The sequence below is a fragment of the Emticicia aquatilis genome, from assembly GCF_014644295.1.
In the GTDB taxonomy this organism is placed as follows: domain Bacteria; phylum Bacteroidota; class Bacteroidia; order Cytophagales; family Spirosomataceae; genus Emticicia; species Emticicia aquatilis.
On the sequence record NZ_BMKK01000004.1, the window covers coordinates 409,672 to 436,310 of the forward strand.

Consider the following 26,639-nt stretch of genomic DNA (forward strand, 5'->3'; position numbering starts at 1 on the left):
CAAGTCTCCCGACTTGTTCACGGTTTGTCCAAACAAGTCGGGAGACTTGTTTTACTAAAGTTTTCTAAAATAGGCAAATAAATGCGTAAGCCCAACCGCAAAAAGCACCACCGAAATAGAACTTAACGGCATAAAAATAGCAGCCAATACTGGTGAAAGTTCGCCAGTTACCGCCCAACCGATTCCTATAAAATTATAAACTAACGATAGCACAAAACTTGCTTTCACGATATTGAGTGAAGTTCGGCTAAACTTCAGAAAATCAGCCAACTGCCCAAATTTTGAAGCGTCCAAAATAGCATCGCAAGCGGGTGAAAAAACCTTAATATCTTCACTGATGGCAATTCCAACATTGCTTTGCCTTAAAGCACCTGCATCGTTGAGGCCATCGCCAATCATCAAAACGTGATTGCCTTTTTGTTGCTCTTGATTGATAAAGTTGAGTTTATCTTGTGGTTTCTGCTTAAAATAAACTGCATTTTCATTGAAATAAGGCACGAGCTTTTCTTTATCAGCATCATTATCGCCCGAAAGTATAAACAATCTAAAGTTCTTGCTGAGGTTAGTCAGAATCGTTTGCCAGTTTTTGCGGTAAATCGTTTCAACTACAAAGTATCCAATCAGAATGCCATTAATTTCGAGGAATGAATGTGTATGTTTCACTTCCTGATTTAATGCCGACTGGATAAAACCTGCTTTACCGAGTCGCACCAAGTTTCCCGCAATACTTGCTTCAAGTCCCTCGCCTTGAAATTCTTGAAAATAATCTATCGAAAATGTTTTAAAATCTTTGATAATCAGCGAATTGGCTATCATTTTGCTCAACGGGTGAGCCGATTGCATCGTGAGTGTTTTTACGAGTTTTTGTTCAAATTCACTCAATTCAGAGCCAACGAAATTTACTTTTTCCGAATTACTTTCAGTCAAAGTCCCTGTTTTATCAAAGGCAATTTCGTTTACTTCGTTGAGCAGTTGAATTACACCCTGATTTTTTACGTAAAATTTATTTCGCCCAAAAATTGCCATCGTTGTTGACATCGTGAATGGCATTGAAAGTGTCAAAGCACAGGGACACGCCACCATTAGCACAGCAGTTACAGAATTCCAGAACAGGCTTGGCTCAAAAAATGCCCAATAAACACCCGCAACGGTCGCAATTGTAAACGTAATTGCCGTAAAATATTTACTGAACAAATTGGCCAATTCGGTTGTAGGCATTACTTTTTCTTTCATAAATGCCTCATTATTCCAAAGTTGGGTAAGATAACTCTGCGAAACAGGTTTCTGCACAATCAACTCCAAACGCTCGCCTTTTTGGCGGCCCCCCGCATAAAGTACCTCGCCAACGTTTTTGCTAACAGGGTCAGACTCGCCCGTAACGAAACTATAATCAATCATGCCCTTTCCTTTTGAAATAATGGCATCGGCAGGAATCAACTCTTGGTGATGGATATAAATAGTATCGCCTTTTTTGAGTTCCATTACATTCATAAACGACTCTACATTTCCACGTAAAACCTTAACAGCCAACGGAAAATATGACTTATAGTTTCGCTCAAAAGAAAGGTAATTGTAGGTGATTTGCTGCATCCATTTTCCAACCAGTAAGAAGAAAACCAAACCCGCCATACTATCGTAATAGCCAGCAGTATGGTTGAAGAATGTTTCGTAAACACTACGTCCATACAGCGTAATAATGGCTACCGCAATCGGAATATCAACACTAAAAACATCAGTAGTTTTCTTGAAATTTTCCTTGATTGAAATCCACGCACCGTTCAAATAATCATAAGCTCCATAAAAGAAAACTGGCAACGAAAGCATAAAATTGAAATACAAGAAAAACTTTTGGTAAGTAGCATCAATGCTATTTTTGAGGTCGAGGTGAAAATATTCAGGAAAACTCATCATCATGATATTTCCCATACAAAAACCAACCACACCTATTTTCAGAATCAAACTTCGCTGTGCATTATTTTTTTGTTGTGGTTTGTCGGAACTCTCCAAATTAAGCAAAGGCTCGTAGCCCAGCGTAGCCAATAATTCTACAATTTCTTTCAAACTAACTTCTATTGGGTTATAGCTCAGCGAAAGTTCTTTCTTGATAAAATTTAGTCGAGATGAGATAACTCCTTTTCTGATTTTATTGAAGTTTTCAAGTAACCATACGCACGAACTACAATGAACGTCTGGTACATAAAACGTAACTTTACTCAACTCACCCGACTGATAATCAAGTAATTGAGCAACAATATCTCTTTCATCGAGATAGCTATATTTACCTTCAAAGTTTTTGGCTTTTAGGCTAATCCCTGCGTTATCGTTGAGGTCATAGTAGGCACAAAGATTATTATCCTGTAGAATCTCAAACACAGTTTGGCAACCATGACAACAAAAATGCTTATCGTCAATGGCAATCGAATCATCGGGACATTCGTCGCCACAATGATAACACACCAATTTTTCTTCTACTTCTGCTATCTGACTCATATCATTCGCTTCTCCTTTAATCAAAAAAGTTTTTGTTTGCTAAACTCTAATTTTTTGTGGCTCGATTTTCATAAAATCATTCATGTCTTTTCCTAAATTATTTTGGCGTTCGAGCGACCAATAATTAGTAAACGACGATTCTAACCAAGTTTTTCCTGATTTTCTAAATATCGAGATTTGAATCCCCATATTTTCCCAAAACATATTTTCCACCTCCGAAACCTTCATTTCGGGCGAAATCGCAAAGCTCTCGACGGCTTTTCTATGCACAATATCACACAACAAGCAGTCATGAGCAGCATCACTCATTTCTTCGCCTCGATGATAAATTTCGAGCCGAAGAAATGGGTAAATCTCGTTGAACTGTCTTATTAAATCAGTTGCCTTTATATCAGGTTTTACATAAATAATCATAGGTGTTTCATTATTAGAGATTGAAAGTTGGGGAAATATTATGTTTGCTCATGCAAAGCTGTCACTTTCATTCTTCCATTGCTTTTACAGAAATTCAATAAGTATTAAACCACTGTCAGAATCGGAATCTCCTCGTTGAGAGCCAAACGCTCGGTATTGGTTTCGATAAAGAAACGCTCGAAAAGATTATGCTTTCTTGGGAATGTAATTATCAAATCTGAATGATTGGCTCTCGAAAAATCTAACACAGCTTTCGGGAAATCTCCGCCCTCAACGAGCGTGTAAGTGTGCGGCACATTTTTCATCAACTCCCTGATTTTCAATGCACTCGCTTTGGCATACTCCGACTCGTCAGCCACCGTGTAAAGATTTACGACGGCATCTAAATCTCTCAAAATATTGATTGTTTTACCCAAAAGAGTAGCATCAATATCATACCTAAAATCAAGCCCCAAAACTGTATTTTGGAAAGCCGAAAACTTCGCTTTTGGAGGCACTAAAAGCATTGGCACATTGGCATGATGAATCATTGAAGTGGCCAAACTACCAAAATATCTACTTCCCAATGGCGAATCACCCACGCTTCCCATAACCAACAAATCGGCGTTGGTTTCGTCTAAAACTTCGGTCAAAGCATCTACTACTAAGCCTTCTTTAACCATTAACTCTATCTCTAAAGCTGGCGAAAACTTCTTGATAAGCCTTGCTTTGAGACGTTTGAGCATATATAAACTATGTTTTTCTAAATCTTTTGATGTAAGAGCCAACATACTCATTTCTGAATCATAAGGCATCAGAAAACGATACGCATGAAAAAGAATAAGTTTTGCACCAGTTTTGGTGGCGGTTTGGGCCGCCGTTTGGGCTGCTTTCCTTGAACCTCTCGAAAAGTCAGTGGCAAATACGATGGTTTTCATAACGTAGTTTGTTTTAGATATTGACACTACCATTTTTTCTACGCTACAAATTTTGGAGTTTTATAAAACAATTATTATGACATTTGTCATAAGCAAATATGATATTGATAAAACGCTAAACTTCCGAGTATAAATTTTTATCTTTGAAGCCAAGTATTTTTGAAATACTGACCAAAGTCATATTTTATCAACACACTATTATCCTAACTTGCCCGATGATTGCAACCAATATTTCAATTGCTGAAAACGACATGCTGAATCAGGTAGAAGCTATTTTTCAATTTGCTACTGAAGCTATACTAATTACGGATAACGAAGGGAAAATTATCAAAGTAAACCCAAGCACCGAAATGATGTTTGGCTACAATACAGATGAATTTATTGGCCAACCGATTGAAATATTAATTCCTAATCGCCTGACTGAAAGGCATGTAAAACATCGACAACAGTTTTCGGAATGCCCACACGCTCGCTCGATGGGTGCGAATTTCGATTTATTTGCTAAAAGAAAAAATGGTACGGAGTTTCCAGTAGAAGTCAGTTTGAGTCCGTACACCAATAGTCAGGGAAGTTTCGTAATTGCGTTTATCATTGATATTACAATCAGAAAAAAGGCTGAAAATCAGCTCATTGCCTACAAAGCCGAGCTCGAAAAAGAGGTTGAAGAACGCACCATGATTCTGAAAGAGGCGATTCAGAAACTCGAACAAACCAAAGACGAACTTGATAATTCACTGAAACGTGAACGTGAAGTAAATTCGATGAAATCAAGGTTTATTTCGATTGCCTCGCACGAGTTTCGCACACCATTGGCTACGGTTTTATCGTCGCTTTCGTTAGTTGAAAAATACTCTGCTTTGCAAGATGAAGAGAAAAGATTAAAGCACATCGGTAGAATCAAATCTTCGGTACGCAACCTGACCGATATTTTGAATGATTTTTTATCGCTGAACAAACTCGAAGAAGGCAAAGTAATGCTCAATATCGAATCATTTAATCTACACGATATGATTGAAAATTTGATGCAAGAGTTGCAGGGAATTACAAAAACTGGACAAAAAATAAACCTTTCGTGTGCCAATAATGGAAGTTGTATGGTAAGCCTCGATAAAACGCTTATTCGTAATATTTTTATTAATTTAGTATCAAACGCCATCAAGTTTTCGCCCGAAAACAACAACATAACAATCAGTGCCAATTTGTCGGAAAACGAACTAAAACTAAGCGTTGCTGACCAAGGAATCGGGATTCCTGAAGCCGACCAAAAACATTTATTCGAGCGTTTTTTCCGTTCGAGCAATGCGGGCGAAATTCAAGGTACGGGACTCGGTTTAAGTATTGTGGCTCACTACGTAAATCTGCTGAAAGGCACAATCACATTTAAAAGCAAAGAAAACGAAGGCACAACATTTTTTATAAACCTTCCTCGAAATTTTTAGAATCGCATGAAAAAGATATTGCTTATTGAAGATAACACCGAAATCAGAGAAAACACAGCCGAGATTCTCGAACTGGCTGATTATCAGGTAGTAACCGCCGAAAACGGACGAGTTGGCGTAGAAAAAGCTCACCACGAAAAACCAGATTTGATTATCTGCGACATCATGATGCCCATCATGGATGGCTACAGTGTGCTGCATTTACTCTCAAAAACACCCGATACTGCCAATGTTCCGTTTATATTTCTGACTGCCAAAGCCGACCGCTCTGATTTCAGAAAAGGTATGGAAATGGGTGCCGATGACTACATAACCAAGCCTTTTGATGATGTAGAATTGCTGAATGCTATCGAAAGCCGACTCAAGAAAGTTGAACTTTTACAAAAAAACTACACACAAGATTTAGGCGGACTCGACGAACTAATCAGCGATGCAGGTGGCGACCAAGAACTAAAAAAACTACTCGAAAGCCGTGAAGTAAGAAGCTATAAAAAGAAAAGTGAGATTTACCGTGAAGGCGATTATCCGCTTTATTTATTCTGCGTTATCAAAGGAAAAATCAAAACTTTCAAGACTAATGATGATGGTAAAGAGCTGATAATAAATATTTACGACAAGAATGATTATTTGGGCTATGTAGATTTACTACAAGAAAGCAACTACACCGAATCGGCGGCGGCGATGGAAGATTGCGAGATTTGCCTGATTCCGAAAAATGATTTTTATAATCTCGTTCATAAAAACCGCCAAGTTGCACAGAAATTTATTCAGTTACTTTCAAATAACGTTAAAGCCAACGAAGAACAACTACTCAAACTCGCTTATAATTCTGTAAGAAAACGTATTTCTGAGGCTTTGCTAAAATTCCATAGTCATTTGGTAAAAGAAGGTACAGCCAGCAATAATATGAAAATTAGCCGTGAAGACCTTTCAAACGTTGCGGGAACTTCGCTCGAAACTGCCATCAGAACGCTTTCCGACTTCAAAGACGAAAAACTAATAGAAATAGAGTCTGGAAAAATTACAATTTTAAATTTGGAAAAATTGAAGCGGTTGAAGAATTGAAGGAAGACTTCGCTTGAAGCGAAGTCTTCCTTTCAACTTTTAAATCACCTTTCCCATTGCTGGGTCGGTGAAACTTTCTCGGCCAGTTTCTACATGGCCTGCGTATCTTTTCTCAAAAGTATCATTTCCTTCTACTTTTACCGAAAAATCATACCATTGATGGCTATTTTGTAAGTTTAAAACCAAATTTGCCGTTCCGCCTTTTGGCAAATCCAACACTTTTTTGCCAGTTTTGTAGGATAAATCATTGATTTCAACTTTTAAACTCTTACTATCTTTATTTTGCAACTCAATCACAACATTGCCTGTTAAGCTCTTTTTTGCGGCATCGCTGGCTTGATATTTCAACTTTGTTTCGAGTTGTGGCTGAGTTTCGTTACCAGCAAACGAGCGATAAAATCCATTCGGGCCATAAACTTCTACACTATAATTTTTATTGGTGAATGTATCTAAAGCCCAAGTATCGGTCAATTCATCGCCTCTTTTTACAGCATAATTACGAGTTTTTAGCTCATTATCAGTAAAATACGCCACAAACGGACAACCTTTTACTTTATTCCCAAAAACCTTATCACCTACTCCAAAACTCACTTGGAAAGTTTTTTTATCTTCACTCAAACTCCCATCAACATATAATTCATACGGAATTGAAGTGGCTTTACGAATTCCCTTTTCCTGTTTCGGAAGCCATTCATAATCAGCACTTTGTGTGTTTACGCTACTGATTTCATCAGCAGTTAAAGGCTTGAAATTTGATGGTAATTTCTTAAATTTCGCTTTATGAACCGACTGAATAAAAGGCTCTTTGGCAACAAAAGTTGGCAAAGCTATCTTTTCTCCGTTATAAGGTTTGAATGTTGAAGTAAGGTCGCCACAAACTGTTCTACGCCAATCGCTGATATTGGTTTCGGTGATTTCTTTCTTGGTTTTGTGTTTCAAAAACTTCTCCAAAAACTGCAAAATAGATGTATGGTCAAAGACTTCAGAACATACGTTTCCACCCCTACTCCACGGCGAAGCAATCACCAACGGCACTCTAAAGCCTAAGCCGATGGCATCTTCACGAGCATCTTTTTCGGGGTCTTTGTATTTTCTTTGTTTTTCATGAATCAAATTTACTTGTTCGGCTGAAGTATCAATTCCAGCCGAAACTTTACCCGTATTTGGCTTTGCATGATGTGGTGGCACAAACGGCGGAACGTGGTCGAAATAACCATCGTTTTCATCATAAGCCAAAATAAAAATGGTCTTTTTCCAAACTTCTGGATTTTTCGTCAGAATATCCATCACTTCCGACACATACCAAGCACCATACCACGGAGCCCCAGGGTGGTCAGAGAAATTTTCGGGAGCAACCAACCATGTAACCATCGGAAGTTGCTTATTTTCAACATCTTTTCTGAACTGATACAAAACATCTCCCTTCGGTACTTCTACTTTTCTTGGCGTGCCATTATCATCGTATTCAAGCGTGGTCAATTCATGATAATGTGGGTCGTTACGGTTATTGGTAAAAGCTTTTCGATGGAGATTTTTGTTAAAATCATTCAGTTTTTCGAAATTTTCGGGCGTATATTGTACCAAATCTTGCTTTAAGATTTCATAGTATGATTTTTTACGAGCCAATTCAGATTTTGCTTTTTCGAGTTCAGCTCCATTCAACGATGCCAAATTTTTTTCGAGCGTAGCAATATCTTTCGGCAAAATATCATTCATTTTCTGAATGTATTTGTAATATTCAGGCGAAAACTTCACGGCATACTGCTCGAACCATTCAATCGGATTATCGGTAAAATTGGCGAGCCAACCTTCTTCTTCACCTTCAAAACCAACTGGTAAACTGATTTCATTTTGGTAGATTTTCCATGAAATACCGTTTTCTTCCAATCTTTCGGGGAAAGTTTTCCATTTTGCCCATTTTCCGTAATCAACGTCTTCGTTTTTTACGTTGGCTTTTGCCTCAAAATCAGCTTTTTCACGAATCGTACCTGTCCATAAATACAAACGATTAGGTGTTGTCCCTGTCAATGAAGAACAGAAATTTTGGTCGCATACCGTAAAGGCATCGGCCAGTGCATAATAAAACGGAATATCTTCACGGTTATAATAACCCAAAGTCAGTGGCATTTCTTTGTAGGCTTTGTTGCCTGACTGCTTTACGTGCAGCCATTTATCATATTTGCCATTATTGCGGGCATCGACTTGGTTTTCCCAAGAATGCGGCAACGAACTCATCCAAGTAGCATTTGAATCTTTCAGATTGAGTCTGAACGGAGCAAAAGTTTCTCCTTTCAGGTTCGACTGCAACCAAACTTTATTTTTATTTGGTAAACTAATGGCTCGTGGGTCATTGAAGCCACGTACGCCTTGAAGTGTGCCATAACTGTGGTCGAATGAGCGATTTTCCTGCATTAAAATCACTACGTGTTCGGCATCCCAAAAGGTACTGCCCTCGGCAGGATTAATGGCCAATGCTTTTTGAATTGATGGAGGCAAAACGCCCATCAGACCAGCTCCGCTGGCCAATAAAGTTGCTTTCTTGATGAAGTCTCTTCTGGATTCCATGTTAGGGTTGAATAGTCTCTGAATTTTTATCGAAAATACTGCTTTATTAAATATTTTTAAAAATTAGAGCATTATTTTTTTGTTATTAATCCATCGAAACAAAAAGAGTAGCATACTGAATAAGCTACTCTTCTAAAATCTCGCATCTAAAACCCTGATTATTAATTACTTCAATGATTTGTTGACTAATATTATCATTACATTCTGTTCTTAAAATCTTATCACAATCATTGAGGTCAAAATTAAAATTTTCAGATGGAAAACTTTGTTTCAATATTTTTAAAATGGCTTTTGCCGTAGTTTTATTCCTAATATCAGTCTTAAAAACTTCAATCATATTTTTGTTTACTTTGCTTGGGCATTGACCTCAAAAACCCCAAAAGTATTGTTATCCAAATCAATGAAATATCCTTGATAACACCGTGCTGGAATGGCGAACTTCGGTAGAGCAATTTGTCCACCATTGGCAATAATTAGTTCGGCTATTTCATCAAAATTGGCTACTTCTATCGAACATACAAAGGCGTTCGTACCACCGCCCAATTGCGGTATATTACTTGGTCTTTTGAGCAAGCCTCCATTGATAGAATTGGTTTCGATTCTGTAATATTCAATCGGCAGAAATTCGTCTTTTATAAATTTCCAGCCAAAAACTGCCTCATAAAATTTTGCATCACTGGCAGGATTTGAAGATTGTATTTCAAAATATCCTATGGTATTCATAAATACTATTATTTAAAACTTAATCCAACATCGGACAATGCTTTTTGAAGTTTGGGAATAGAGGTTTTACCCATTCCATGTAGTTTCAGAATTTCAACCTCGCTAAATTTTGATAATTCGTCTAAAGTATGAATGTTGTTGTTTTCTAATGCCCGCCGTGCAGGTGCAGGAAGCAAGCTTAAAAACCCATCTTTAGGCTTATTTTCTTGCTCACAAACTGGACACGTTGGACAATCGCTATTTTTGAAAAATTGATGACCTTTCTCGCAAATCTTTAGCATCTTCGGTAAAACCTTAATTTTCAATCAATTCTAATAACTCGGATATAATTCTCTGTAATTCAGTTTTTTTAGCCAAAACATCAGTCATATCTTTAAAATATACCATTCTACGGTCTTTATAGTCACCTTCGAGAATTACAGAGTTTATCTTTGGAATGGCTTCATTATGAAAAATTAAATGCACTTTATCTTGCATTCGGTGGTTGAATGTCAAGAAATCTTCTTTACAATAATAGCTTGGAGCTTTCCACTTGATTCGTTCTGAAATTTGGGCATTTGTTTCTTTGATAATCATTCTCAAAGCTTCTATCTCAGCTTTTAGCGGATGCTCCAAAGTCTCCATATATGCTGTCACTTGCTCAGTATCAGTCATTTTGAGGGTTTAATTTATGATAATAAACATATGAAACTGCTAAAATTGCAAAAACAACCAAAGGAAAAAATGTTTGTCCATTGATTCCATCAACTGCTCCGTGACTGATTGTTGCAAAAATAAAGTCAAAAGCAAAGCCAGCATAAGCCCATTCTTTAACTCGTTTTGGCACTTGTGGAATAACTAAAGCCAAAACCCCTAAAACCTTAAAAACAACCAATGCGTTTCCGAAATATTCTGGATACCCCAAATGTCTGATTCCTTCTTTTGCCAATTCAGTTTGAGATGTCAAAGCTGGCATTACTCCTTCAAATAAAGCGATAATGGTGGTAGCTGTCCAATAGATGATTTTATCTTTTTTCATGTTTTTAGTTTTATTTATTAGGCTATTTAGTCAATATTTTTAGTTAGGTATAAATATAATGTCAATTCTTTATTTTGCAAAAGCATTAGTTAAGCATTCAAGAGGGTTTGAATATCAAATTTTTTCATTTTCATAAAGGCTTGTACAACTCGTTGTCCTTTTTCAGGGTCTGAAACCAACTTACCCAAAATTGAAGGCACAATTTGCCACGAAAGTCCGTACTTATCTTTCAACCAACCGCACTGACTTTCTTCTCCACCTTCGGTGAGTTTTGCCCAATAATAATCAATTTCTTCTTGGTTTTCACAATTTACCACAAGCGATGTAGCTTCGTTGAATTTGAATTGTGGGCCACCATTGAGTCCCATCATTTTTCGGCCATTTAACTCAAAAGTGACCATCATAGGATTTGCGGAAGTAATTTTTGAGTTTGAGAAAACCGAGCAATAAAACTCGGCCGCTTCTTTGGCTTGGCCATCAAACCAAAGGCAAAGAGAAATTTCATTATTCATAGTTTTTCATAATTTTAATTTAGAAACACACTAATTTTACTGATTTATCAAAATACCGTTAATCTTTTTTAAACTCATAACAAAGAAGCGTAATTCCACAGTCAAAACCCTGTGCTTTTCTCAAAGTAAGTCCTTGCTTAGCAGATAAACTTTGAAATATTGGCATTCCTTTGCCCAAAATCGCAGGATTTACAAAAAGATGGTACTCATCAATCAAGCCCTCTTTGATTAGAGAAGAAACAAATGACCCTCCACCATATACGATGATATCACTACCAGATTGATTTTTCAAAGCATTGATTTCATCAACAAGGTTTCCTTTTGCTAAAATAGCATTCGACCAATCAGCACTTTCAAGTGTTTTTGTGAAAACTACTTTGTGAGTTTCGCTCATTTTTTTTGCAAAATCTTGTTCATCGTTCTCGATTTGTGCAGCACCTGCCCAATGTGGAATAAAACCTTCGGCCAGTTTTCGACCTAAAATGATACAATCGACATCATCAGTAAGGGCTGAAACATAGTTTTTTAGGGCATCATCCCAGTTCCAAACCATCCAATCCATTTCACCATTTGGACCAGCAATAAAACCATCGACCGACATTTGAACTTGTAATTTTAGCTTTCTCATAATTTTTGTAAGATTTAATGCCACAAAACTACGGGCAATATTCTGAATTAGAAATATGTAAAAACGACAATTTAGTGGGTTGATTGCGACAAACTTTTTTTATAGTTTTACGGCATGAAAAACGTCATGATATTAGTTCCTGAAACAGCTATTCCAGCTGCAATCGTTGACCCACGATATATGTTTTCGGCCATTAATGAGTTCTATAAAAGTATGGAACTCCAACCCGCTTTCAACATAAAATTAGTAGGAATGAGCAAAGAAGTCAAGCTAAATGATGGTTTGATTTCATTTTATCCTGATTTTCTCTTGAATGAAGTCAGGAAAGCTGATTTGATAATTATTCCTGCCTTGAGCGGAAATATGGCTCAGGCCATCAAACAAAACGAAGGTTTTATTCCGTGGATTCAAGACCAACATCGTAAAGGGGCTGAAATTGCCAGCCTGTGTGTGGGAGCATTTTTATTGGCCTCAACTGGGCTTTTAAACGGAAAATCATGCTCAACCCATTGGCTTTATGCGAATGAATTCAGAACGATGTTTCCAGAAGTGTATCTCGCTGATGACAAGGTTATCACCGAGCAAAATGGCATTTATTCGAGTGGAGGAGCTACTTCGTACTGGAATTTACTACTTTATTTGGTAGAAAAATACACGAATCGTGAAATGGCAATTATGGCTTCTAAATTCTTTTTGCTCGAAATGGGACGAAACAGCCAATCACCATTTGTGATGTTTCAAGGACAAAAAGACCATGAAGATACGCAGATTCTGAATGCTCAAGAGTTTATCGAAAAACACTACCAAACAAAACTCAATGTAGAAGATTTGGCTGATAGATTTGGCATTGGAAGACGAACATTTGAACGTAGATTCAAGAAAGCGACTTCAAATACAGTTATTGAATACATACAAAGAGTAAAAATAGAATCCGCAAAAAAACAACTCGAAAGTGGCAGAAAAACCGTTAACGAAGTAATGTATGATGTGGGTTATACCGATTTAAAAGCTTTCCGTGATGTTTTCAGAAAACTGGTAGGAATGTCACCGATTGAGTATAGAAATAAGTATAATTCTTAATTTTTAATTGATAATGGAGAATTGAAAATGAATAATGATTTATCAATTATCAATTCTCAATTATCAATTCTCAATTATCAATTACTTCGCAATCAGGAGACTTTTAAGTTTGGCAGCATCCAAATATTCTCCGTGAGCTACTAAACCATATATATTTTGTGTAGCCGAAATGTTGAGCAACGGGTTTTCGTTGAGCAACAAAATATCTGCTTTTTTGCCCTTGCTCACACTTCCGTATTTTTCTGATTTATTCAAAAAATCAGGCCCATTAATGATTGATGCCTGCAAAGCCTGCAATGGTGTAAGTCCATTTTTGACCATCAGTTCCAATTCTTGGTGAAGTCCCAAGCCTGGGTAATCAAAACTATTCAAATATCCAGCATCAGTTCCTGCCAAAATCTTCACGCCCGAACGCTGCAATAATGGCAACAAAGACGCTGCTTTTTCGATGGTTCGGTGACGAATTTCGATAGCTTCTTTGGTATCTTTGGCCGCACGTTGCACTCGCCAATCGTAAGTTTTGCGTAAACCGGGCCCAATATATTTCAAGAACGCATCATTTTGGTGGTCGTTTACATCTAAAAATGCAGTTGCATAACTAATTGATAATGTTGGAGTTACGGCAGTTTTATTTTTTGCTAAAATCTTGAATGCCGCTTCGGCAGTTGCTTCATCAAATTCGTTGAGGGCTTTTAGTGATAAATCTCTGGCGGTTTGTGTGCCATTGGCTACTTGGTCGCTTAGCTCTTTCTGATTTTTTAAACCTGCACGCAATAGATACGTAATATGCTCAACGCTACTCAAGCCCGCTTCGCTCACTTGCTCAATCGTAAATACAGGCGGAATATGTGCTGATGTTTTATAACCTCTCCTTCTTGCCTCTTTGATGCTTCCCAAATAAATCTCGGGTTTGATTGTATTGTCGGTAATCTTCACAAAATCGACTTTTAGTTTATCCAGTGAATCAAGGGCTTTGTTTACTTCATCCATTGTACCAACCTCAATATCACCCAACCAAATCGACTTGTAACCTTCGAGTTTTGGCCCAGAAGTAAAAATTGTTGGCCCCAGAAGTTTGCCATCATTCACTGCCTTACGCCATTCCAGCACACTTGGTGAAATATCAGCTGCTGCATCTCTTACGGCCGTGATTCCCATCGCAATATACAGATTCATCAAATCTTTATTTTCTTGAATCAAGCTATCGCCACCGCCAAAATGCACGTGCATATCCCAAAGGGCTGGCATTACGAATTTACCTTTGGCAGAAATCGTTTGATTGGCTTTATATTTACTCAGTTCGGCAGGTGAGCAAACATTTATAATCTCGCCTTTATCAACAATAACTACCTTATTATTAGTCAGTTTCCCTGTTCGAATATCAATAATATTGGCGTTTGTAATAGCTAAGTCGACTTTGCTTTGAGCGATACAAAGTGAAGAAATGAATAAAATGAGGACGCTTGTCAGAGTAGTTTTTTTCATATTTGAAATCGGTATTGACTACAAATATGAGTAAAAATATGCAAAACAAATATTCTTTATGGATTAAAAGCATTAAAAATGAGGTCTTTTATTCTTCAAACCACGTCCTTTAGGGCGTGGAAGATATAAAAAAGCATTTGGCTTTAGTCTTGACTTAGAAGCAGTCATGGCTAAAGCCACAATTCCACTTTTTACTTTTTACCACGCCCTAAAGGACGTAGTTTAAGCATAATTATAACTTTTTGATTCTTTACAGATTTCGATTTGCCTGCTGAATATGGCGTTCGTTATGAATAATCAAAAACTGTATGGCATCCCCCAAATGCAATTTCAAAAACTTTGCTATTGAAATCGGTATCTTTATTTGCTGAATACGCTTGTTTTTAGCAATTCGTAAAATCTGTAATAATTGCTCTTGTTGATTGATAAATTCGGCAATAACAGCCTTTGCATCTAATATCACTTCGGGAATATGCCCTTTTCTGGCTTTAAACTTTTTCTTGCCTTTTTCGGGGTTCATCGAATCAATGGCCAATTTTCCCAACCAAGTACTTTCTATGGTTTCTACACGCATATCATCTTGGCTTGCGTATAAACCTTTTTTAAATAATGGCAAATAATAAACACCGTAAGAATTCAAATGCTCTAAACACTGAGCAATACTCCAACCTCCTGATGATGAAGGCTTTAGCAATAATTCATTTGAAAGATTCTGATATTTTTGAATAGCCTGCTGTAAATGATTTTCAACTTGATTTTCTAATTGATTAAGTAATAATAGCTTTTCCATAAATTCTAAGAATGATTAATTTTCATTCGCAAAATTGGGCTAAATTAAATTAGAAAAAGTTGGTAAATACCAAGATTTATATCTGCACCGAGTTTATTAGTTTACTAAAATTACTGGCATCAATACCAATATAGTTGGCGAGGTATTTATGCGGAACTATTTGCAGAATATGTGGGCTACGCTTGAGTAATTGTCGGAATTTTTCTTCGGAAGAAAAACATTGAAGCTCAACTAATCTTTCTAAAACGCCAGAAAAAGCACTGATTAGACCTTTTCTCAATAAAATTTCAATGGCTGGTCGGGTCTGAATTAAGAGTTCGATTTGTTGAAAAGATGCTCTCAGAAAAACCGATGGGCTTATAGCTTCGTAAAAAAAAATCGATGCCCGCTGACTCATCATTGAATCTAAAACACCCCCAAAGTTTCCCGAATATGAAAACAAAATGGTTGCTTCACGGCCATTTTCATCAGAATAATACATTCGATGCAAACCATCAATGATATAAAATAGATTTTTCTCAACTGTACCGCTATACGTCAAGATTTCCTTTCTTTTGGCAGAAAAAGGCTTGAATAACTCAAAAAAGGCATCAAAATCTTCATCAGATAATGAATAAATTCCGTCAACAGTTTGCTTGAAAAGCAATTTATGTGAAGCATCAGAAATCATCATCGGGCAAGATTGATTTTTGGGTGGTCAAATCAAGTAAATTAAATAATCGACATTTTGTTCTTAGTAGTTAAAATTACTATGGACTATCGACTATTGACCGTGGACTATTTATGACCACCCAAACTTTATTATTTCGCAGAGAATTTATACGAAGTAGTTGATTGATAAACCTCGTCAGGTCTTAAAACCGTAGTCGGAAAGTGCGGTTTATTTGGCGAATCTGGAAAATGTTGGGTTTCAACACAAAAAGCCGAGCGACGAGCATAAGTTGCTCCACCTTTACCAATAATATCACCTTTCAAATGATTAGCCGAGTAAAATTGCATTCCTGGCTCAGTTGTAAAAACCTCCATTATTCGTCCAGTTTTTGGTTCATACACCTCAGCAGCGAGTCTTAAATCTGAACTTGTATCGGTCAATACATAACAATGGTCGTAGCCACTTCCCAATACAATTTGCTCATACGAAGTATCATTGATTCGTTCACCGATTGTATGCTTTTCGGTAAAATCAAATGGTGTTCCCACAACTGGTCGCAGCTCACCTGTTGGAATTACAGTCGCATCAACTGGCAAGAATTTATCAGCGTGCAAAATTACCTCATGGTCAAGTACGTCGGCTGCTCCGCTCAAATTAAAATATGAGTGATTTGTTACATTCAAAACCGTGGCTTTATCGGTAGTAGCTTTATAATCAATTCTTAATGTATTATCGGCCTGTAAAGTATAAACAACTTCAATGCTCAAATTCCCAGGGTAACCTTCTTCCATGTCAGCTGCCAAATAGCTTAATTTAAGAGCTGGTTCTTCGCCCTCGATTGCGGTAACATTCCACAATTTTTTATCAAAACCTTTCAAGCCACCGTGCAAAGCATTTACACCATTATTGATTGGTAATGAATAGGTTATACCATCTAACTCAAAGCTACCTTTTGCAATTCTATTACCATAACGACCGATTATTGCTCCAAAATATGGTACTCCTTTTAAATAACCTTCCAAGGTATCGCAACCATGAACAACATCAGTAAAATTTCCGTCTCGGTCAGGTGCAGTCAATGATACAATTATTCCACCAAAATCAGTGATTATGGCTTTCATTCCTGCGGTATTTTTTAAAGTATAAAGGCTTGTTTCTTGGCCATCGGGAAGTTTCCCAAAAGATTGTCTTTCGATACTCATTATATTTGATTATTTGTAGAATTTTAAAGATTTGATTCGGCAAAACTACATAATCTTTTTTAAAATACTTTCGGAATGGGCATGTTAGACCTTAATTTTTACCACTGAGGTTCACGAAGTTTAACACAGAGTTACACGGACTAACTAACTCCGTGCAACTCCGTGAAATACTCATTTTTAACTCCGTGGTAAAAAAACGTTGTAGGAGAATTTCGGTATTTAAGATAAATTAAGAAACATTCTTGCGAGAAAGTCGCTAAAAAACTCCAATTTGTCTATCTAATTATCCAAACATCTACTCAATTCATTAGTTTTAGTTTTTGTATAAATCGTTTTTCTGTTAAAAAATTTCTTATCACCGAATAATTGTTCATTTTTACAATAAATTTCATTTTTAATTCAATCAACAACCTAACATGAAAAGAAGGGATTTTATCCAATTATCTGGTATGGGTTTGGGAGCTATGATGGGTTCTTCGATTCCCGTACTGGGAAATATGGTACCTGTCGAACATCTTCTTGAGCCGGGAGCTGATATAGCTACCAAAAAGCGATTAGCTGATATTGCTCTCAACGCAACCAAATCACGAGGTGCAACCTACACAGATGTTCGCATTGGTCGTTACTTACAACAATTCTTATTTACCCGTGAAACCAAAGTGCAGAACATCACCAATGCTGAATCTTATGGCGTTGGTATCAGAGTAATTGCCAATGGTACTTGGGGATTTGCCGCCACCAGCGACGTAACACCCGACGGTATTGCAAAATGTGCCGAAACGGCCGTGGCTATTGCCAAAGCAAACTCAAAGATTCAGAAAGAGCCAGTTATCTTAGCACCACAAAAAGGTGTTGGCGAAGTAACATGGAAAACTCCAATCAAGAAAAATGCTTTTGAGGTTCCTGTGCAAGAAAAAATTGATTTATTGATGAAAGTAAACAGCGAAGCCATGAAAAATGGTGCTGGATTTGTAACATCAAACTTATTTTTTGTAAACGAACAAAAGTATTTCGCTTCTTCTGATGGTTCATACATCGACCAAGATGTGCATCGTATTTGGCCAACTTTCACAGTTACGGCCGTTGATAAAGCCGCAGGAAAATTCAAAACTCGTGATGCCATCAGCTCTCCAATGGGTATGGGCTATGAATATTTAGATGGTTTGGCCAGCGAAAAAATTTCCGCTCCAAATGGTCTGATTGGCTATCGTAACTCTTACGACATGGTTGAAGATGCAATCATGGCATCGAAACAAGCTCAACAAAAACTCACTGCAAAGTCAGTTCCAGCTGGCAAATATGATTTAGTACTTGACCCAAATCACCTCGGACTAACCATCCACGAATCAGTTGGTCACCCACTCGAACTTGACCGTGTATTGGGTTACGAGGCCAACTATGCAGGAACATCTTTCGCAACACTCGATAAATGGAAAACAAAAGCTTTCAACTACGGTAGTAAGCAAGTAAATATCGTAGCTGATAAAACTCAACCTTATACGCTCGGAACTGTAGGTTATGACGACGAAGGTGTGCCATGCAAAGAATGGGATTTGATAAAAGACGGTGTTTTGGTAAATTATCAAGCAATCCGTGACCAAGTGAATATCTTGGGCGAAAATGCGTCGCACGGTTGCTGCTATGCCGATAACTGGAACTCGGTTCAATTCCAACGTATGCCAAATGTTTCGCTTCGTCCAGGCAAAGAGAAATTGAGCGTTTTTGATATGATTAAAGGCGTTGAAAAAGGTATCTATATCATCGGTCGTGGCTCGTATTCGATTGACCAACAACGATATAACTTCCAATTTGGTGGACAACTTTTCTACGAAATCAAAAACGGAGAACTCGTAGGAATGCTCGATGATGTGGCTTATCAATCAAATACACAAGAGTTCTGGAACTCATGTGTGCAGATTTGTGATAAAGACGATTACCGTACTTTTGGTTCGTTTTTCGATGGAAAAGGTCAGCCTTCGCAGGTAAGTGCCGTTTCTCACGGAAGTGCAACCACTCGTTTCAATGGTGTAAACGTAATCAATACTGGAAGAAAGATTTGATAAAAGTCGATAGTCCACAGACCACAGTTAATAATTTAGAAAGTTATTAACTGTCAATTGTTGAACATTGACTACTTACATTTTAAAACTACAAAAATGAATAAAATATTATCAAAAGAAGAAGCTAAAAAGATAATAGATAAGGTTTTAGCATTTTCAAAGGCAGATGAAATGAGTGTGAGTCTCAGCGGAGGTCGCACAGGAAATATTCGTTATGCCCGAAACTCAGTCTCTACCAGTGGCGAATCATACGACCAATCATTGGCAGTTACGGCAGTTTTTGGCAAACGCTCAGGCACAGCCACCATCAACGAATTTGATGATGCTTCGCTCGAAAAAACTGTAAGAAGAGCCGAGGAAATTGCTCGTCTTGCTCCCGAAAACTCTGAATATATGCCAATGCTCGGGCCACAAACGTATTTAGAGTCGCCGACATTTGCCGAAAGCACTGCCAATATCGACCCCGATTACCGTGCCAAAGCAGCATTTGATAGCATTGACCCATGTTCTAAAAAAGGTTTAACAGCGGCAGGTTATTTAGAAGATTCAACTGGCTACTCAGCCATTGGCAACAGCAAAGGACTTTTTGGATATAATAAAGCCACTTCTGTTGATTTTTCTATTACTGTTCGTACAGCCGATGGCCTTGGTTCGGGTTATGCTATTCGAGATTTCAACGATGTATCTAAACTCAGCACCAAACAAGCAACCGAAATTGCGATGCAAAAAGCATTGGCTTCAAGCAATGCAAAAGCACTTGAGCCAGGAAAATACACCGTAATTCTCGAACCAGCAGCTTCGATTGATTTATTGCAAAACATGATGCGAAGCATGGATGCACGAAATGCCGACGAAGGACGTAGTTTCTTGAGCAAAAAAGGTGGCGGTACTCGTTTAGGAGAAAAATTATTCGACGAAAGAGTAAATATTTATTCTGACCCAACCAATATCGAAATTCCAAGCTCAGGCTTTGGCGGTGGCGGCGGTGGTGGCCGTTTTGGTGGCGGAGGTAGCGATGGTCGCCCACAAGAAAAAATCTCTTGGATTGAAAATGGCGTTGTGAAAAACGTTTATTATTCAAGATTTTGGGCAGATAAAAAAGGAGTAAAAGCAATTGCTCCACCTGCGGGCTTTATCATGGCTGGTGGAAACGAATCTCTGGCCGATTTGATTAAAGGAACAGAAAAAGGCATCTTAGTTACACGTTTCTGGTATATCCGTGCCGTTGACCCTCAAACGTTATTGTACACAGGACTTACTCGTGACGGAACTTTCTATATCGAAAAAGGACAAATCAAATACCCAATCAAAAACTTCCGTTTCAACGAAAGTCCAATCATTATGCTCAATAACCTTGAAGCAATGGGCAAACCGACTCGTGTAGGTGGTTGTTTGGTTCCGCCACTAAAAATCAGAGACTTCACATTCAGTAGTTTATCTGATGCGGTATAAAATTAAATAGGATAAATTCATTGCCGTCAGTTTCAATCGACGGATACATTAAAACAAACAAATTTGACTTTAGTCAAACCACAAATTTCGACTAAAGTCAAAATATGTTTTGTTTTCATCCAAGATTCCGTCAGCTAAAGCAGTCGGTAATGAATCTTAGTTCTATCAAATTTTATTATTAAAATGTCTCATGTGTCCTTTGAATAGTTTATACAAACGTTTTATCATTTCAAAGAGACCTTCCACTCAACAAGACTTATTACCTTTTATCAAAATCCAACAGACAATTTTTAAGCTTAAAAGAATATTCTATAAATTAGACTTCATTTATAAACTTAATATTTTACACAAAAACCGAAAAAGCTTTGAAAAGAAGAGATTTTATCCAGTTATCCAGCTTAGGTTTTGGGGGACTCATGTTACCCAATATGCCGACTGCTGGTATTCCGATTATCGGAAATTCTGTGTCGCAAGAAGCATTAATTGACGGAGCAATTGATGTAGCCGTCAAGAAACGCCTTGCCGATGCTGCTCTCAATGCCGCAAAAGCCAAAGGAGCTACCTACACCGATGTTCGTATCGGTCGTTATCTCAATCAATTTGTTGTTACTCGTGAAGACAAAGTTCAAAACATTGTCAATACCGAGTCTTATGGCGTAGGTGTGCGAGTAATTGCCAACGGTTGTTGGGGATTTGCGGCCGTTGTTGATGCAAAATCAGAAGCCGACACCGCACGTGCAGCCGAAGAGGCCGTTGCGATTGCGAAAGCCAACGCAAAACTCATGTCACAGCCCGTAATCCTTGCTCCGCAAAATGGCTACGGTGAGGTAAGTTGGAAAGCACCTATTCAACGAAATTCGTTTGAAGTGCCAATCAAAGAAAAAGTTGATTTACTTCTTGGAGTAAACGATGCTGCCTTGAAAAATGGGGCAAATTATGTCAATTCAGTACTTTTCATGGTTAATGAGCAAAAGTACTTTGCTTCATCGGATGGTTCATACATCGACCAAGACATTCACCGTATTTGGCCGATTGCCTCAGTAACTGCCATTGACCCGAAAACGGGTAAATTTGAAACTCGTCAGGCACTTTCTGCCCCAGTTGGTATGGGTTATGAGTATTTACAGACCAATCCGAAAGATAAAGTTACGGGCATCACGACACGCTACAACAAAGGCTACGATATGCTCGAAGACGTAACTGCTGCAGCCAAACAAGCCAAAGAAAAGCTAACAGCAAAATCGGTTGAGGCAGGAAAATACGACTTAGTACTTGACCCTTCTCACTTGTGGCTAACGATTCACGAATCAGTAGGTCACCCACTCGAACTTGACCGTGTATTGGGCTACGAAGCCAATTTTGCGGGAACTTCTTTCGCTACGCTTGATAAGTGGCAAAGCAAAAACTTCAATTATGGCAGCAAGGAAGTAAACTTCTTTGCCGATAAAACGCAAGTTGGTTCACTCGGTGCAGTTGGTTGGGATGATGAAGGCGTAAAAACCAAACAATGGGATTTAGTAAAAGATGGTACTTTGGTAAACTACCAAGCTATTCGTGACCAAGCACACATCATCGGTGAAAAAGAATCGCACGGATGTTGCTATGCTGATAGCTGGTCGTCGGTGCAATTCCAACGCATGGCTAATGTCTCGTTGGCAGCAGGAAAAACACCTTTGACGGTGGCTGAAATGATTAAAGACGTTAAGAAAGGAATATATATCATTGGCGATGGCTCATTCTCTATCGACCAACAACGCTATAATTTCCAATTTGGCGGACAGTTATATTACGAAATTAAAGATGGACAAATTGCAGGAATGCTCAAAGACGTGGCGTATCAATCAAATACGCAAGAGTTTTGGAATTCGTGCGTAAAAATTTGTGACGAACGTGATTATAGACTCGGAGGTTCATTCTTCGATGGCAAGGGACAACCATCACAATCGAGTGCCGTTTCGCACGGAAGTGCAACAGCTCGTTTCAATGGTGTTAATGTAATCAATACGGCAAGGAAAGTCTAATAAGAATTACGACGGGGTCGCCCGTGCGATTTGGATTTAAGAAATGGTTACCATTCTTACAAAAAAATCTATATTCCACTTTTCTATTTGCTCATTCACTCATTCTTTAATTCTAAATTATTCATGTCAGTCATATTATCAGAAAATGAAGCTAAAACCTTGCTTAAAAAGGTTTTGAGCTATTCAAAGGCCGATGATTGTGAAATTAATATTTCGGCCAATATCAACGGAAATATCCGCTATGCACGCAATGAAGTTTCGACAAGCGGTGCATTAACCAATCAAAATCTGCAAGTGCAATCGGCTTTTGGCAAAAGAGTTGGTGTGGCTACAATCGACGAATTCGATGATGCCTCGCTCGAAAAAGTAGTACGTCGCTCGGAAGAATTGGCTCGCCTTGCTCCCGAAAACCCTGAATACATGGGTGTTTTGGAGCCTCAGCCATATATGAAATCAGAAGGATATTTTGATTCAACCGCCAACATCAACCCTGATGTACGTGCTGAAGCCGTAATGAAAAGTTTGAAACTTACTCGTGAGCAAAAATTAGTTGCAGCGGGCTTTTTAGAAGACTCGAAAGGCTATTCGGCCATGATGAACTCAAAAGGCCTGTTTGCCTACTACAAAAGTACCAATATCAATTATTCACTCACGGTTCGCACCGAAGATGGCACTGGTTCGGGTTATGTAATCAAAGGTTTTAGCGATGTAAATAAACTCGATACTGCTGCCGCTACCAAAATTGCGATTCAAAAAGCAGTCGGGTCGAAAAATGCCAAAGCACTCGAACCAGGCAAATATACAGTAATTCTTGAACCAACAGCAGCGGCTGTTTTGCTCGAAAATATCTATTTCGATATGGATGCTCGTAGTGCCGATGAAGGTCGTTCGTTTTTCAGCAAACAAGGAGGAAAAACAAAACTGGGCGAAAAAATTGTCGATGAACGAGTAACCATTTTCTCCGACCCTGCTTATGCAGATTTACCAGCATCTCCGTGGTCAGGCGATGGACAATCTCAAGAAAAACGTATGTGGATTGAAAAAGGTGTAGTTAAAAACCTATCCTATTCTCGTTTTTGGGCGAAAGAGAAAGGTGTAAAACCCATTCCTTTCCCAACAAACTTTATTATGCTTGGTGGCGATGCAACGCTCGATGAGATGATAAAAAGCACCAAAAGAGGCATTTTAGTGACAAAACTATGGTATATCCGCTCAGTTGACCCACAAACGCTTCTACAGACTGGTCTTACCCGTGACGGCACTTTCTATATTGAAGATGGAAAAATCAAATATCCGATTAAAAACTTCCGATTCAATGAAAGTCCAATTATCATGCTCAATAATCTCGAAATGTTGGGAAAAACTGAGCGTGTGGTCAGTACCGAATCGAACCAAAATTATATGGTACCACCCATGAAAATTCGAGAATTTACATTTTCGAGTTTATCTGATGCGGTGTAGAATTGGTTATATGTTATTGGTTATTGGTAAAAATTTGTATTGCCTTTATCTTGAAATAGTTTAATAAAAAGGCATTAAAAATTTATCAATAACCAATAACTAATTTCCCAGTAACCAATAACTATTCAAATGAAACCATTTATTTTTACAAGAATACAATATAACTCTGGAGATTGGGATACCGACCAGCGAATGCCTTCAAATATTCTTAATTCTTTGGTCGAATACACGACTATTCCGATTGATGAAAAAGAAAAAGTGGTGCTTTTGAGTAGTAATGAGCTTTTCAAAAGTCCGTTTTGCTATTTGAGTGGACATAAATTGGTTGAATTTTCGAGTCAAGAACGTGACCATTTTCGGAAATATATCGAAAATGGCGGCTTTGTCTTCGTAGATGATTGTAATCACGATATTGATGGACTTTTTGCGAAGTCATTTGAGCAAGAAATGGCTCGAACTTTCGGAGCAAAAGCCCTTCAAAAAATCCCGAATACTCACCCAATTTATAATTGTTTTTTTCAGTTTGATGGTCCTCCTACTACTACTTTTGAGCTAAATGGCTGGGGGGATGACCTCGTGCATGATTACTTAAAAGCAATTATTATCAATGGTAGAATCGGGGTTTTATACAGCAATAAAGATTACGGCTGCGAGTGGGACTACGATTTCAGAAACAAACGCTGGCTCGCCGAAGACAATACGAAATTTGGAGTAAATATTATTAATTATGCCTTAACGGTGTAGGTCTAAAATTCAGCCGTAATTTAAAATTCATTGCCGTCTGCTTTAGCTGACGGAAAAAATTCAAAGAAAATTGGAAACCAAAGAACTTCATCATTACAAAACATTAGTAGCCAAATTACCCCTACTAAAAAAAGAAATTGCCAAAGTTATTGTCGGTCAACAAGCGGCCATTGACGAAATCTTGATTTCACTTTTGGCAGGCGGACACTGTTTGCTTGAAGGCGTACCAGGACTTGCCAAAACCTTGATGGTAAGCACTTTATCAAAAGCACTTGATATGAAATTCAAGCGAATTCAGTTTACGCCCGACCTCATGCCTGGTGATATTGTTGGTACTGAAATTTTGGAAGAAGACCACGAAACTGGCAAAAAATTCTTCAAATTTAATCGAGGACCAATCTTTGCCAATATTGTTTTGGCCGATGAAATCAACCGAACGCCTCCAAAAACGCAAGCGGCTTTGCTCGAAGCTATGCAAGAATATAAAGTGACGTATGCTGGTACAAACTACGATTTACCGAAGCCGTTTTTGATTATTGCTACCCAAAATCCAATCGAACAGGCAGGTACGTATCCACTTCCAGAAGCTCAACTCGACCGATTCTTGTTGTATATTAAACTTGGTTATCCTTCCGAAAACGAAGAATTAGATGTGTTGAAAAGCACAACTGGCACAAACAAACCAGTTTTGCAAACCATCATGACCGATAATGACATCATTGATTTGCAAAAACTTACTCGCCAAGTACATATCAGCGAAGAATTAATTGTAAAAATCAATCATATCGTGAGAGCAACTCGCCCAGCAACAACAAATTCGACTTATGTAAAAGAATGGTGCGAATGGGGTGCAGGCCCACGAGCGGGTCAGGCATTGGTACTTTGTGCAAAAGCAAGAGCGGTACTAAACGAACGGTTTTCGGTGCTACCCGAAGATATTGAAGCCCTCGCCTATCCGATTTTAAGGCACAGAATTGCATTAAATTTCCGAGCCGAAGCCGAAGGAATTTCAACGGATGATGTAATAAAGGATTTGTTGAAGAAATAAAATCCGACCATGCTTACAACCGAACTAATCAAACTCAATAACCTACAACTGGCGGGGATACTGGTGAGTGAACAACTGATGTTGGGCATTCATCATAGTAAACGCTACGGCTACGGCATTGAATTTGAGCAATACCGACACTACGAACCTGGCGATGACCCCAAGCGAATCGACTGGAAACTTTATGCCCGCACCGATAAACATTTGGTAAGAGAATCTTCGACCGAAAGTAATTTCCACCTCAAGTTTATGATTGATTTATCGGGTTCGATGAATTATACCGAAAATAACGTAAGTAGATTACAATATTGCAAGATTTTATTGGCATCGCTGGCATATTTAGGGTACAGACAAGGCGATTTAATGAGTTTATATGCTCTTCAAAATGGTGAATTACAGACCTTAGTAAGTTCGGGCAAACAATCGTTTCAGAGAATTTTATACACGCTCGAAAAGGCTGAGGCCAATGGAAAATGGCAAAATCAAGACCCGAAATTTCCTGCGTTAAGTTCTGCTAAACAAAAGGAAGTGTTAGTTTTAGCATCAGATTTACTGCAAGTAGATGATGAATGGATTCGCTTGATTTCGAGTTTAGCAAACCCGCACCGAGAGATTCTGATTTTTCAGATTTTGGGTAAACATGAGCAAGAATTTAACCTCAAAGGTTTTTATCGCTTCAAAGATTTAGAATCTGGGCAGGAGATTGAGCTGGAGGCAGAAGCCATAAAAGATGAGGTAAGAAAAAATGCCGAAACTTACCTTAAAAACATTGAAACCGCTCTGCAAAAGCCGTTTGTGCATTTGTTCAGAGCAAATTTAGAAACACCAATAGCGAGTGTAATTTTGGAATCAATTAAAAAGAGAAATTTCTAA

General features: G+C 38.1%; 25 protein-coding genes. 10 read left to right on the forward strand and 15 right to left on the reverse strand.

The window, feature by feature from the left end; all coding sequences use genetic code 11:
- Positions 1–54: 54 nt before the first annotated feature.
- The 3 genes from IEX65_RS11945 to IEX65_RS11955 form a co-directional block, all read right to left on the reverse strand.
- The gene (locus IEX65_RS11945) at positions 55–2,514 is read right to left on the reverse strand and encodes a heavy metal translocating P-type ATPase (protein WP_229250645.1); all 2,460 of its coding nucleotides are present in this window, start codon (positions 2,512–2,514) and stop codon (positions 55–57) included.
- Positions 2,515–2,529: 15 nt separating this feature from the next.
- The gene (locus IEX65_RS11950) at positions 2,530–2,904 is read right to left on the reverse strand and encodes a hypothetical protein (RefSeq protein ID WP_188766296.1); all 375 of its coding nucleotides are present in this window, start codon (positions 2,902–2,904) and stop codon (positions 2,530–2,532) included.
- A gap of 104 nt (positions 2,905–3,008) precedes the next feature.
- Positions 3,009–3,821, reverse strand: a complete 813-nt coding sequence (locus IEX65_RS11955; RefSeq protein ID WP_188766297.1) for a universal stress protein — start codon at positions 3,819–3,821, stop codon at positions 3,009–3,011.
- Positions 3,822–4,036: 215 nt separating this feature from the next.
- On the opposite strand from IEX65_RS11955, the gene IEX65_RS11960 reads away from it, so the two are divergent.
- Positions 4,037–5,260 (forward strand): PAS domain-containing sensor histidine kinase, encoded by a 1,224-nt coding sequence (locus IEX65_RS11960; RefSeq protein ID WP_188766298.1) that lies wholly within the window; start codon positions 4,037–4,039, stop codon positions 5,258–5,260.
- 6 nt (positions 5,261–5,266) lie between these two features.
- Complete coding sequence (locus tag IEX65_RS11965) at positions 5,267–6,325, forward strand: response regulator (protein ID WP_188766299.1); 1,059 nt, start codon at positions 5,267–5,269, stop codon at positions 6,323–6,325.
- A 39-nt stretch (positions 6,326–6,364) separates the two neighbouring features.
- On the opposite strand, the gene IEX65_RS11970 is transcribed toward IEX65_RS11965, so the two are convergent.
- From IEX65_RS11970 to IEX65_RS12005, 8 genes are all read right to left on the reverse strand, one after another.
- Positions 6,365–8,890, reverse strand: a complete 2,526-nt coding sequence (locus tag IEX65_RS11970) for a phosphocholine-specific phospholipase C (protein WP_188766300.1) — start codon at positions 8,888–8,890, stop codon at positions 6,365–6,367.
- 124 nt (positions 8,891–9,014) lie between these two features.
- Positions 9,015–9,227 (reverse strand): hypothetical protein, encoded by a 213-nt coding sequence (locus IEX65_RS11975; protein WP_188766301.1) that lies wholly within the window; start codon positions 9,225–9,227, stop codon positions 9,015–9,017.
- Between the two features lie 8 nt (positions 9,228–9,235).
- The gene (locus tag IEX65_RS11980; protein ID WP_188766302.1) at positions 9,236–9,613 is read right to left on the reverse strand and encodes a VOC family protein; all 378 of its coding nucleotides are present in this window, start codon (positions 9,611–9,613) and stop codon (positions 9,236–9,238) included.
- Between the two features lie 8 nt (positions 9,614–9,621).
- Positions 9,622–9,894, reverse strand: coding sequence for an RNA polymerase alpha subunit C-terminal domain-containing protein (locus IEX65_RS11985; protein WP_188766303.1), 273 nt, complete (start codon positions 9,892–9,894; stop codon positions 9,622–9,624).
- 13 nt (positions 9,895–9,907) lie between these two features.
- Positions 9,908–10,267, reverse strand: a complete 360-nt coding sequence (locus IEX65_RS11990; protein WP_188766304.1) for a DUF1801 domain-containing protein — start codon at positions 10,265–10,267, stop codon at positions 9,908–9,910.
- Positions 10,260–10,631, reverse strand: coding sequence for a DoxX family protein (locus tag IEX65_RS11995; protein ID WP_188766305.1), 372 nt, complete (start codon positions 10,629–10,631; stop codon positions 10,260–10,262). Before IEX65_RS11995 ends, IEX65_RS11990 begins: the two co-directional genes overlap by 8 nt.
- A gap of 89 nt (positions 10,632–10,720) precedes the next feature.
- Positions 10,721–11,143 (reverse strand): VOC family protein, encoded by a 423-nt coding sequence (locus tag IEX65_RS12000; RefSeq protein WP_188766306.1) that lies wholly within the window; start codon positions 11,141–11,143, stop codon positions 10,721–10,723.
- Between the two features lie 58 nt (positions 11,144–11,201).
- Positions 11,202–11,771 (reverse strand): dihydrofolate reductase family protein, encoded by a 570-nt coding sequence (locus IEX65_RS12005; protein ID WP_188766307.1) that lies wholly within the window; start codon positions 11,769–11,771, stop codon positions 11,202–11,204.
- Positions 11,772–11,885: 114 nt separating this feature from the next.
- Here IEX65_RS12005 and IEX65_RS12010 point away from each other — a divergent pair, with 114 nt between their 5' ends.
- Entirely contained in the window at positions 11,886–12,851 is a 966-nt protein-coding gene (locus IEX65_RS12010; protein ID WP_188766308.1) for a GlxA family transcriptional regulator, read from the forward strand.
- 81 nt (positions 12,852–12,932) lie between these two features.
- Here IEX65_RS12010 and IEX65_RS12015 read toward each other — a convergent pair whose 3' ends face one another.
- The 4 genes from IEX65_RS12015 to IEX65_RS12030 form a co-directional block, all read right to left on the reverse strand.
- Positions 12,933–14,336 carry an amidohydrolase family protein gene (locus IEX65_RS12015; protein ID WP_188766309.1) on the reverse strand — a complete coding sequence of 468 codons (1,404 nt, stop codon included), beginning with the start codon at positions 14,334–14,336 and terminating at the stop codon, positions 12,933–12,935.
- Between the two features lie 250 nt (positions 14,337–14,586).
- On the reverse strand, positions 14,587–15,126 hold the full coding sequence (locus IEX65_RS12020; protein WP_188766310.1) for a DinB family protein: 540 nt from the start codon (positions 15,124–15,126) through the stop codon (positions 14,587–14,589).
- A 76-nt stretch (positions 15,127–15,202) separates the two neighbouring features.
- The gene (locus tag IEX65_RS12025; RefSeq protein WP_308424955.1) at positions 15,203–15,799 is read right to left on the reverse strand and encodes a Crp/Fnr family transcriptional regulator; all 597 of its coding nucleotides are present in this window, start codon (positions 15,797–15,799) and stop codon (positions 15,203–15,205) included.
- A gap of 128 nt (positions 15,800–15,927) precedes the next feature.
- Positions 15,928–16,980: an aldose epimerase family protein gene (locus tag IEX65_RS12030; RefSeq protein ID WP_188766311.1), complete on the reverse strand. Its 1,053-nt coding sequence runs from the start codon at positions 16,978–16,980 to the stop codon at positions 15,928–15,930.
- A 416-nt stretch (positions 16,981–17,396) separates the two neighbouring features.
- On the opposite strand from IEX65_RS12030, the gene IEX65_RS12035 reads away from it, so the two are divergent.
- The 7 genes from IEX65_RS12035 to IEX65_RS12065 all read left to right on the forward strand — a co-directional run bounded on the left by IEX65_RS12035 (position 17,397) and on the right by IEX65_RS12065 (position 26,639).
- Positions 17,397–19,040: a TldD/PmbA family protein gene (locus tag IEX65_RS12035; protein WP_188766312.1), complete on the forward strand. Its 1,644-nt coding sequence runs from the start codon at positions 17,397–17,399 to the stop codon at positions 19,038–19,040.
- Between the two features lie 96 nt (positions 19,041–19,136).
- Entirely contained in the window at positions 19,137–20,492 is a 1,356-nt protein-coding gene (locus IEX65_RS12040) for a TldD/PmbA family protein (RefSeq protein ID WP_188766313.1), read from the forward strand.
- Positions 20,493–20,857: 365 nt separating this feature from the next.
- Positions 20,858–22,513, forward strand: a complete 1,656-nt coding sequence (locus IEX65_RS12045) for a TldD/PmbA family protein (protein ID WP_188766314.1) — start codon at positions 20,858–20,860, stop codon at positions 22,511–22,513.
- Positions 22,514–22,636: 123 nt separating this feature from the next.
- A complete protein-coding gene (locus IEX65_RS12050; protein ID WP_188766315.1) occupies positions 22,637–23,974 on the forward strand; it encodes a TldD/PmbA family protein in 1,338 nt (445 codons plus the stop codon).
- Between the two features lie 129 nt (positions 23,975–24,103).
- Positions 24,104–24,718, forward strand: coding sequence for a DUF4159 domain-containing protein (locus IEX65_RS12055; protein ID WP_188766316.1), 615 nt, complete (start codon positions 24,104–24,106; stop codon positions 24,716–24,718).
- 70 nt (positions 24,719–24,788) lie between these two features.
- The gene (locus IEX65_RS12060; RefSeq protein ID WP_188766317.1) at positions 24,789–25,766 is read left to right on the forward strand and encodes an AAA family ATPase; all 978 of its coding nucleotides are present in this window, start codon (positions 24,789–24,791) and stop codon (positions 25,764–25,766) included.
- Between the two features lie 9 nt (positions 25,767–25,775).
- Entirely contained in the window at positions 25,776–26,639 is an 864-nt protein-coding gene (locus IEX65_RS12065; RefSeq protein ID WP_188766318.1) for a DUF58 domain-containing protein, read from the forward strand.

What these genes read in the sequence shown, in the direction of transcription:
- IEX65_RS11950 (WP_188766296.1), bottom strand. Translation starts at nt 2,904, where the DNA reads ATGATTATTTATGTAAAACCTGATATAAAGGCAACTGATTTAATAAGA.
- IEX65_RS11955 (WP_188766297.1), bottom strand. Translation starts at nt 3,821, where the DNA reads ATGAAAACCATCGTATTTGCCACTGACTTTTCGAGAGGTTCAAGGAAA.
- IEX65_RS11960 (WP_188766298.1), top strand. Translation starts at nt 4,037, where the DNA reads ATGATTGCAACCAATATTTCAATTGCTGAAAACGACATGCTGAATCAG.
- IEX65_RS11965 (WP_188766299.1), top strand. Translation starts at nt 5,267, where the DNA reads ATGAAAAAGATATTGCTTATTGAAGATAACACCGAAATCAGAGAAAAC.
- IEX65_RS11970 (WP_188766300.1), bottom strand. Translation starts at nt 8,890, where the DNA reads ATGGAATCCAGAAGAGACTTCATCAAGAAAGCAACTTTATTGGCCAGC.
- IEX65_RS11975 (WP_188766301.1), bottom strand. Translation starts at nt 9,227, where the DNA reads ATGATTGAAGTTTTTAAGACTGATATTAGGAATAAAACTACGGCAAAA.
- IEX65_RS11980 (WP_188766302.1), bottom strand. Translation starts at nt 9,613, where the DNA reads ATGAATACCATAGGATATTTTGAAATACAATCTTCAAATCCTGCCAGT.
- IEX65_RS11985 (WP_188766303.1), bottom strand. Translation starts at nt 9,894, where the DNA reads ATGCTAAAGATTTGCGAGAAAGGTCATCAATTTTTCAAAAATAGCGAT.
- IEX65_RS11990 (WP_188766304.1), bottom strand. Translation starts at nt 10,267, where the DNA reads ATGACTGATACTGAGCAAGTGACAGCATATATGGAGACTTTGGAGCAT.
- IEX65_RS11995 (WP_188766305.1), bottom strand. Translation starts at nt 10,631, where the DNA reads ATGAAAAAAGATAAAATCATCTATTGGACAGCTACCACCATTATCGCT.
- IEX65_RS12000 (WP_188766306.1), bottom strand. Translation starts at nt 11,143, where the DNA reads ATGAATAATGAAATTTCTCTTTGCCTTTGGTTTGATGGCCAAGCCAAA.
- IEX65_RS12005 (WP_188766307.1), bottom strand. Translation starts at nt 11,771, where the DNA reads ATGAGAAAGCTAAAATTACAAGTTCAAATGTCGGTCGATGGTTTTATT.
- IEX65_RS12010 (WP_188766308.1), top strand. Translation starts at nt 11,886, where the DNA reads ATGAAAAACGTCATGATATTAGTTCCTGAAACAGCTATTCCAGCTGCA.
- IEX65_RS12015 (WP_188766309.1), bottom strand. Translation starts at nt 14,336, where the DNA reads ATGAAAAAAACTACTCTGACAAGCGTCCTCATTTTATTCATTTCTTCA.
- IEX65_RS12020 (WP_188766310.1), bottom strand. Translation starts at nt 15,126, where the DNA reads ATGGAAAAGCTATTATTACTTAATCAATTAGAAAATCAAGTTGAAAAT.
- IEX65_RS12025 (WP_308424955.1), bottom strand. Translation starts at nt 15,799, where the DNA reads ATGATGATTTCTGATGCTTCACATAAATTGCTTTTCAAGCAAACTGTT.
- IEX65_RS12030 (WP_188766311.1), bottom strand. Translation starts at nt 16,980, where the DNA reads ATGAGTATCGAAAGACAATCTTTTGGGAAACTTCCCGATGGCCAAGAA.
- IEX65_RS12035 (WP_188766312.1), top strand. Translation starts at nt 17,397, where the DNA reads ATGAAAAGAAGGGATTTTATCCAATTATCTGGTATGGGTTTGGGAGCT.
- IEX65_RS12040 (WP_188766313.1), top strand. Translation starts at nt 19,137, where the DNA reads ATGAATAAAATATTATCAAAAGAAGAAGCTAAAAAGATAATAGATAAG.
- IEX65_RS12050 (WP_188766315.1), top strand. Translation starts at nt 22,637, where the DNA reads ATGTCAGTCATATTATCAGAAAATGAAGCTAAAACCTTGCTTAAAAAG.
- IEX65_RS12055 (WP_188766316.1), top strand. Translation starts at nt 24,104, where the DNA reads ATGAAACCATTTATTTTTACAAGAATACAATATAACTCTGGAGATTGG.
- IEX65_RS12065 (WP_188766318.1), top strand. Translation starts at nt 25,776, where the DNA reads ATGCTTACAACCGAACTAATCAAACTCAATAACCTACAACTGGCGGGG.